Genomic DNA, 6,706 nt, shown 5'->3' with positions numbered 1-6,706 from the left:
ATAGATTTTATCGGGTTCGGAATTTAGGTTAATAAAAAGGTTTTATTCCGATTTGTCCGTTATACAGGCAAAATAGTACCAAACAGGCGTAGGTTCCGCTTTTTCATACTTGTAGTCAGCTAAGTATAGCCCTGATCTTGTCGAGCGTTGCATATCTAACTCTCGTTTCATTTGGGTGTTGGTATAGGCGCCCCCTTCGTAATGAACATAGTGCCTGTATAATTCTTTTCTTAATTCAGCCCCGGCATCCGGCTGCTCCTTGCTGACCGTATCGTAAACGCATTGATATTCCAGCGGAAAAGCGAGCACCAGCGAAGTGTCCTTGCCCGTCAGGTTCCCGACCAGCGAACGGTCGACCTGCAAATCCTTCGTTGCAGAAATGAATGCCGGCGCCACATAACCTGCCAAATGATTGGCATTCACACGGGTCAATTTTTCCTTGACTTTCCCATTTCTACCCACTGTAATCTGCACATAGACCTCCGCCGGTTCATCGACCGGCAAAGACAAGGCGAAAAGCGTGTCCCGCGTAGAAAAAACCATCGGCCCGTCGATCCGCTCGCAAACCGAGCGATAGAGCGCGGCGTCCAAAGAGGATTGACTGTAGCCGGACAAGGTCGTCACAAAAAACAAACTGCCGATAAGGATACCGTATTTCTGAAATGCATTCATTGTGTTGATTTTAATTCGAATTGACAAATCTTATTCTTGCGATTCTCGGATAAAAGCAAGATAATACCAGATAGGAGTGGGTGTGGCAGTCTGATATTCCCTTTCTGCTCGAGAAAATGCATACCAGAGATTGCTTCTACTGTCCAGTTCTATTTGATAAGTGGCTAATTCCGGATAAGACCTCCTTTGATAAGGATATATAGGTTTTTTCCAACCCATATTGGCAAGGTCATAGCTATCGGGGATTGTACGTAGAGATTCTCTCACATAGTCTCCCATATTCGGCCACTCCTTGCTGAGGGTATCGTAGATGCAATGGTATTCCAGCGGAAAAGCGAGCACCAGCGAAGTGTCCTTCCCCGTCAGGTTCCCGACCAGCGAACGGTCGACCCGCAGGTCTTTCGTTGCAGAGACGAACGCCGGCGCCACATACGCCCCGATATGATTGGCATTCACGCGGGTGAGTTTTTCCTTGACCTTCCCGTTCCGACCCACTGTAATCTGCACATAGACCTCCGCCCGTTCATCGACTGGCAAAGACAAGGCGAAAAGCGTGTCCCGCGTAGAAAAAACCATCGGCCCGTCGATCCGCTCGCAGACCGAGCGATAGAGCGCGGCGTCCAAAGAGGCCGACGAAGAAAGGGATTGCGCGAAAGCAATCTGCCCGGAAAAGGCGAGCAAGGCCGCCATACCGACGAAAGTTTTTCCTCTTGTTTTCATAATGGCAACATTAAAAAATAAGTAAAACCTCGCGGCGTTAGTAGTTCGATAAAAATAGATAAAAATAATTCAATTACCAAAATGAATATTATCGGTCGATAATTAAAAAATAAATTACAAATAAACCGATGTCCGAGATTAAGGTCGGAGAGAACTTCCGAGGCGGCCCTGCGGTGCCGAACGGCACTGCGCCAATGCCGAAAAACGGCCCCAAAAACGATAAAGCAGATCATCGCAAAATCGCGTATGATCACCGTCGGCATAAAATGCCGCGCGGCCCCGGCAAACGAATGCCGGGGCCGCGTGCGACAAAATAAGCACGGAAAGGAGGTTACCGAATGATCCGGTTGGTCGCCGTATCCGGAAAAACCACACAGGGTTTGAACGTTTTCGCCTCCTCGAAATCCATGATCCCGTAAGACATGATAATCACGACATCCCCCACCGCCACTTTCCGCGCCGCTGCGCCGTTGATGCAGATACAGCCGCTTCCGGCAGGCCCTTCGATCACGTAAGTCTCTATCCGCTCGCCGTTGTTGTTGTCCACGATCTGCACTTTTTCGCCCGCGATGATATTGGCCGCCTCCATCAGCTCCCGGTCGATGGTGATGCTGCCCACATAATCGAGGTTGGCCTCGGTTACGTGCGCGCGGTGTATCTTCGATTTCAATACCTCTATCTGCATGGCATTTCGGTTCATAATTGTACGTCTTATTTGAAAAACCGGCGTTGGAACAGGATCAGGTAAACGACGCCGCACGTCACATAAGCGTCCGCCATGTTGAAAATCGGACTGAAAAACGTATACGGTTCTCCCCCGACGAGCGGCACCCAGTCCGGCATCCGGTCGATCTCGATGATCGGAAAATAGAGCATGTCCACCACGCTCCCGTGCAGGAACGAAGCGTAGCCCGTCCCCCACGGCACGAACCGTGCCACGTCGGTGAAGGTGGATTCCGAGAAGATCAGCCCGTAAAAAGCCGAGTCGAGGATATTGCCTATCGCCCCCGCCAGGATGACGGAAATCCCGACGATCACCCCCGTCGGCGCATCCCGTTTGATAAGCCGGCGGATATACCAGCCGATAGCCACGACCGCCGCGATCCGGAACAGGCTCAGGATCAGCTTTCCGTATTCTCCGCCTAACTCCATGCCGTAAGCGGCCCCCTGGTTCTCGATAAAACGGATGTAGAACCATTGTCCGAAAACCGGAATAGCCTCGTCTATTGTCATGTGTGTCTTGACGCACAGTTTGACGATCTGGTCGGCTGCCAGCAGCAGGACGATGAGCAGGATGGCGAGCAGTCTCTTTTTTCTTTTCTGTTCCATAAATCGGGCTTTTCGCCCTGACGATCAAGTAGGTTCCGACAGCCGGGATCGTCCGCAGATCCGGGCAAGTCACGGCAAAGGTACTAAAAAAGCCGATTTCCCCGCATCCCCTGCAAGGTGACACGAGAAATCGGCATGTGAAAGTTGAATCGATGAGGGATCAGCGCCCGTCAATAAAAGGCCCTATTTGCCCACCGCTGCGCTGAGTTCCGCTCCTGCCTTGAATTTGACGACCTTCTTGGCAGCGATCTTGATCGCAGCCCCCGTCCGCGGATTACGCCCGGTACGGGCCGGTTTTTTGGTCACGCTGAACGAGCCGAAGCCCACCAAAGCGATCTTGTCGCCCGCTTTCAGCGCTTTGCCCGTAACACCGATAAAAGCTTCGAGTGCTTTTTTAGCCTGAACTTTGGTCAATCCTGCTTCTGCAGCGATTGCATCGACGAGTTGAGATTTATTCATAATAGTAATGTTTAGAGAGTTAGTGTTTCTCGATTGTTACGTTGCAAATATAGTTTATAAAACGTAACCGCCAAGCATTTAGCGACTTTTTTTCGTCCTCTTTGTGATTTTCGTGAAAAGCCGCGGGGTGTTTTGGCCGGAAGAAAAAAACCGCTACTTTTGTGCTCGGAGAGGTGGCAGAGTGGTCGATTGCGGCGGTCTTGAAAACCGTTGAGCTGCGAGGCTCCGGGGGTTCGAATCCCTCCCTCTCCGCAGAGGATTCAGATTATCCGTTTCCTGTGTAAAACGGGGACTAAAAGAGGGGCTGGGGCAGTCCCTCTTTTTTAGTTGTCATCGGCTTTACCGACCTCAAAAGACAGACTGCGCGCTTGGCCGAAATCGGCCAAGCGCGCAGTCTCTTTATACGCCCCGGCCCGGCCACGGGAAAGCCGCACCGTTCACCTTCCCGGGCTTTTTCGGCACAAGGATTGCTTCGCCTCTTTCCATAACAGTATCCAAAAATCTTATCGAATCATGTTTACCGGAACCGATTTAGTCCATTTCTTCCAGGAAAACGCCGCGCTGGCCGTTTTCCTGACCGTCGCGGTCGGCTTTTGGATCGGCAAGCTCCACTATAAAAGTTTCTCGCTCGGCACCGTCACCAGCGTGCTGCTGGTGGGCGTGGCCGTCGGGCAGATGAAAATCGAGATTCCCGAACCGGCCAAAACCCTCTTTTTCCTGATGTTTCTTTTCGCCGTGGGATATGCCGTGGGGCCGCAGTTCTTCCGGGGGGTGCGCAAAGACGGTCTGCCGCAGGTGGGGTTCGCCGTGGTGGTCTGTGTGCTGTGTTTGGCTTCGGTATGGGGCTGCTCTCTGGTCATGGGTTACGATACGGCGCAGGCCGCTGGATTGCTGGCCGGGTCGCAGACGATGTCGGCGGCCTTGGGGGCGGCTACGGACACGATCCGCGAGATGCCGAGCTTAGCGAATCTGGACTTGAGCACCATGCCGGTCGTTTATGCCGTGACTTATATCTACGGTACGGCAGGTTCGGCCTGGCTGCTGGGCACTTTGGGGCCCCGTCTGCTGGGCGGCGTGGCGAAAGTGAAGGCGGCGGCCAAGGAGTTGGAAAGCCAAATGGGCGACGACATGAGTGCCCAGCCGGGATTCAACCCGGCGGTGCGGCCCGTCGTATTCCGGGCTTTCAGCGCCGATAACGAATGGTTCGCTCCCGGCCATACGGTACGCGAGTTCGAGGAGAACATGCGGAGGCAGGGGAAGCGTATTTTCGTGGAACGGCTGCGCCAACAGGGGAGAATCCGGGAGGTGACACCCAAAACGATGATCTATCGGGGCGACGAGATCGTCATCAGCGGCCGGCGCGAGTTTGTGATCGAAGAGGAGGAGTGGATCGGCCGGGAGATCGTGGACGAGGATCTGGTCAACTTCAATGTGGAGCGGTTAACGGTGGTGGTCGGTAAAAAAGAGGCTTCGGGCATGTGCATCCGCGAGCTGCTGAAGTCCGATTTCATGCACGGGGTGCTGATCCGCAGCATCACGCGCACGGGGGTGAAGATCCCGGTGCTGGGCGGCGGCAAACTGGACACGGGCGACCGTCTGGAACTGATGGGCCTCAAACAGGATGTGGATCGTGCTGCGGCGCGGCTGGGTTTCAGCGATCCGGTGACGGAAAAGAGCAGTATGACGCTGGCCGGACTGGGAATCGTGCTGGGGGGGCTGATTTTCGGCTGGATGCTGGTGACGCGCATCGGAAACATTCCGCTGAGCCTGACGGTGAGCGGGGGTGTGCTTATCGCGGGATTGGTGTGCGGGTGGCTGCGGGCCAAGCGTCCGAATCTGGGGGGGATTCCCGAACCGGCGGTGTGGTTTATGAACAATGTGGGGCTGAATGTCTTTATCGCCATTGTGGGGATTTCGACCGGGCCGACGTTCATCCGGGGGTTCCAGGAGGTGGGATGGAGCCTGTTCCTTGTGGGGGCCGTAGCGACTTCGATCCCTTTGATCGCGGGTATCTTTGTCGGAAAGTATCTGTTCAAGTTCAACGATGCGCTGACGTTGGGCTGTTGTGCGGGTTCGCGCACGACGACGGCAGCTCTGGGTGCGGTCGAAGAGACTCTCGAAAGCACCGTGCCGGCTATGGGTTACACGATCACATACGCTATCGGCAATACGTTGCTGATTATCTGGGGGGTGGTCATTGTGCTGCTGGTCGCCTGAGCGTATCCGATCGTTTTTGCCCGAGTTGGAGAATCCCGTTCTCTTGCTGAGGAAAGAACCGCGGAATGTCTTTTACTGCCGGGTGCCGCGGGCTCTCGCCAAGGGGTGCAATGACCCTATGCTGAGCGGCCCGCGCGCTACGCCGGGGGTATTGGGGCTTGTACTGCTTCGTTTAAGGCAGTTACAATCCTTGCCGGCGTTTTGTTGGGGCTTGCGTTGTTTTGGTTAAGTAGTTACAGTCCCTTGCCAACATTTTGTTGGGGCTTGCGTTGTTTTGGTGAAGGTAGTTATAGTCTCTTGCTGGCGTTTTTTTGGAGTTTGCGTTGCTTTGGTGAAGGTAGTTATAGCCTTTTGCCGGCGTTTTTTTGGAGTTTGCGTTGCTTTGATTAAGTAGTTACGGCCCCTTGCCAACATTTTGTTGGGGCTTGCGTTGCTTTGGTGAAGGTAGTTATAGCCTATTGCCCGGCGCGGGCACGCGCGGCTTGCCCGGCCTGAGGGTAGTTCTGTACTTTAGGGTAATTACAGCCCGGTTGGAGTGCCGAGCGGCACCCGCGCGCGACGGCTGGAGTATGAAATCGTTCAAAAGCATGAATTGCTTTTGAACAGGATTTCCGCCAGCGCGCGGGACAAGTACAGTTTCAGGTCGCAGCCTGCGGAGTTGGGGGTAGTTACAGCCCGGCCGAAGTACTTGGCAGGTTCAAAAGATGCGTAAGCATCTCAAAAAGTTTTTTCGGTTCCTTTTGTTCACAAAAGGAACAGTTCTCTCCCGAACACGTACAATAAATCCTACAATTTATTTTTAGTTATTGCGATTCGCAGAATCGCCGACCTCTGCAGTGCCGCTCGGCACTCGAGCTGGGAGTTTGTTCTGCCTTAGGAAGTGGGCGCGTGGCCGAATACGACGAACTTTTTATTGTACTGTTATTTTGATACTATTTGCGTACCGCAAGGCACTGCGGGCCGCAGCCTCCCGCAGCGGAGGCCCGGTGCCGCTCGGCACACGAGCCTGGCTGAAATTACCCTATCTAGTTCCTCTGGCTCCGGCCTGATCGCAAGTAATAAGAAGCACGCGAAAGCACTCCCGAAAGCGTCGCTCTTGAAACCAGTGTCTTCCTTAATTGCGGGTAGACACAGCAGACCCGGGAATGCCGTGTTTTGCCTTGAGAAAGCCGGGCAGAACGACCTGCTTTCGACAAGGCGAAACCGATTCCCGGTGACTTCTTTGTTTACTTTGACCTTCGGTCTTCCTCGCGCTGCCTTGGCATAGCCCGCAAGCGGTCTCTGCTCTCGGTACGCTGCTCGGTTCTTG

7 protein-coding genes and 1 tRNA gene are annotated in these 6,706 nt (G+C 53.9%); 3 read left to right on the top strand and 5 right to left on the bottom strand.

What is annotated here, in order from left to right; translation table 11 throughout:
• Positions 1-42: 42 nt before the first annotated feature.
• Positions 43-672 (bottom strand): hypothetical protein, encoded by a 630-nt coding sequence (locus Q0Z93_RS09330; RefSeq protein ID WP_298064855.1) that lies wholly within the window; start codon positions 670-672, stop codon positions 43-45.
• Between the two features lie 30 nt (positions 673-702).
• Positions 703-1,392, bottom strand: coding sequence for a hypothetical protein (locus Q0Z93_RS09325; protein WP_298064853.1), 690 nt, complete (start codon positions 1,390-1,392; stop codon positions 703-705).
• Between the two features lie 128 nt (positions 1,393-1,520).
• On the opposite strand from Q0Z93_RS09325, the gene Q0Z93_RS09320 reads away from it, so the two are divergent.
• Complete coding sequence (locus Q0Z93_RS09320; protein ID WP_298064851.1) at positions 1,521-1,709, top strand: hypothetical protein; 189 nt, start codon at positions 1,521-1,523, stop codon at positions 1,707-1,709.
• Between the two features lie 14 nt (positions 1,710-1,723).
• On the opposite strand, the gene panD is transcribed toward Q0Z93_RS09320, so the two are convergent.
• The 3 genes from panD to Q0Z93_RS09305 all read right to left on the bottom strand — a co-directional run bounded on the left by panD (position 1,724) and on the right by Q0Z93_RS09305 (position 3,180).
• A complete protein-coding gene (gene panD, locus Q0Z93_RS09315) occupies positions 1,724-2,077 on the bottom strand; it encodes an aspartate 1-decarboxylase (protein WP_298064857.1) in 354 nt (117 codons plus the stop codon).
• A 26-nt stretch (positions 2,078-2,103) separates the two neighbouring features.
• Entirely contained in the window at positions 2,104-2,721 is a 618-nt protein-coding gene (locus tag Q0Z93_RS09310; RefSeq protein WP_298064848.1) for a lipoprotein signal peptidase, read from the bottom strand.
• 183 nt (positions 2,722-2,904) lie between these two features.
• Positions 2,905-3,180 (bottom strand): HU family DNA-binding protein, encoded by a 276-nt coding sequence (locus Q0Z93_RS09305; protein ID WP_298064846.1) that lies wholly within the window; start codon positions 3,178-3,180, stop codon positions 2,905-2,907.
• A 167-nt stretch (positions 3,181-3,347) separates the two neighbouring features.
• Here Q0Z93_RS09305 and Q0Z93_RS09300 point away from each other — a divergent pair.
• Together Q0Z93_RS09300 and aspT are read left to right on the top strand one after the other, a co-directional pair.
• Positions 3,348-3,432: transfer RNA gene (locus Q0Z93_RS09300), tRNA-Ser, on the top strand.
• Between the two features lie 261 nt (positions 3,433-3,693).
• Positions 3,694-5,397: an aspartate-alanine antiporter gene (gene aspT / locus Q0Z93_RS09295; RefSeq protein WP_298064845.1), complete on the top strand. Its 1,704-nt coding sequence runs from the start codon at positions 3,694-3,696 to the stop codon at positions 5,395-5,397.
• Positions 5,398-6,706: the final 1,309 nt, after the last annotated feature.

Origin of the sequence: uncultured Rikenella sp. (assembly GCF_947628055.1) — a bacterium.
In the GTDB taxonomy this organism is placed as follows: Bacteria; Bacteroidota; Bacteroidia; order Bacteroidales; family Rikenellaceae; genus Rikenella.
Note: the sequence above shows the minus strand (reverse complement) of the source record. Positions and strands in the feature narration are given on the sequence as shown.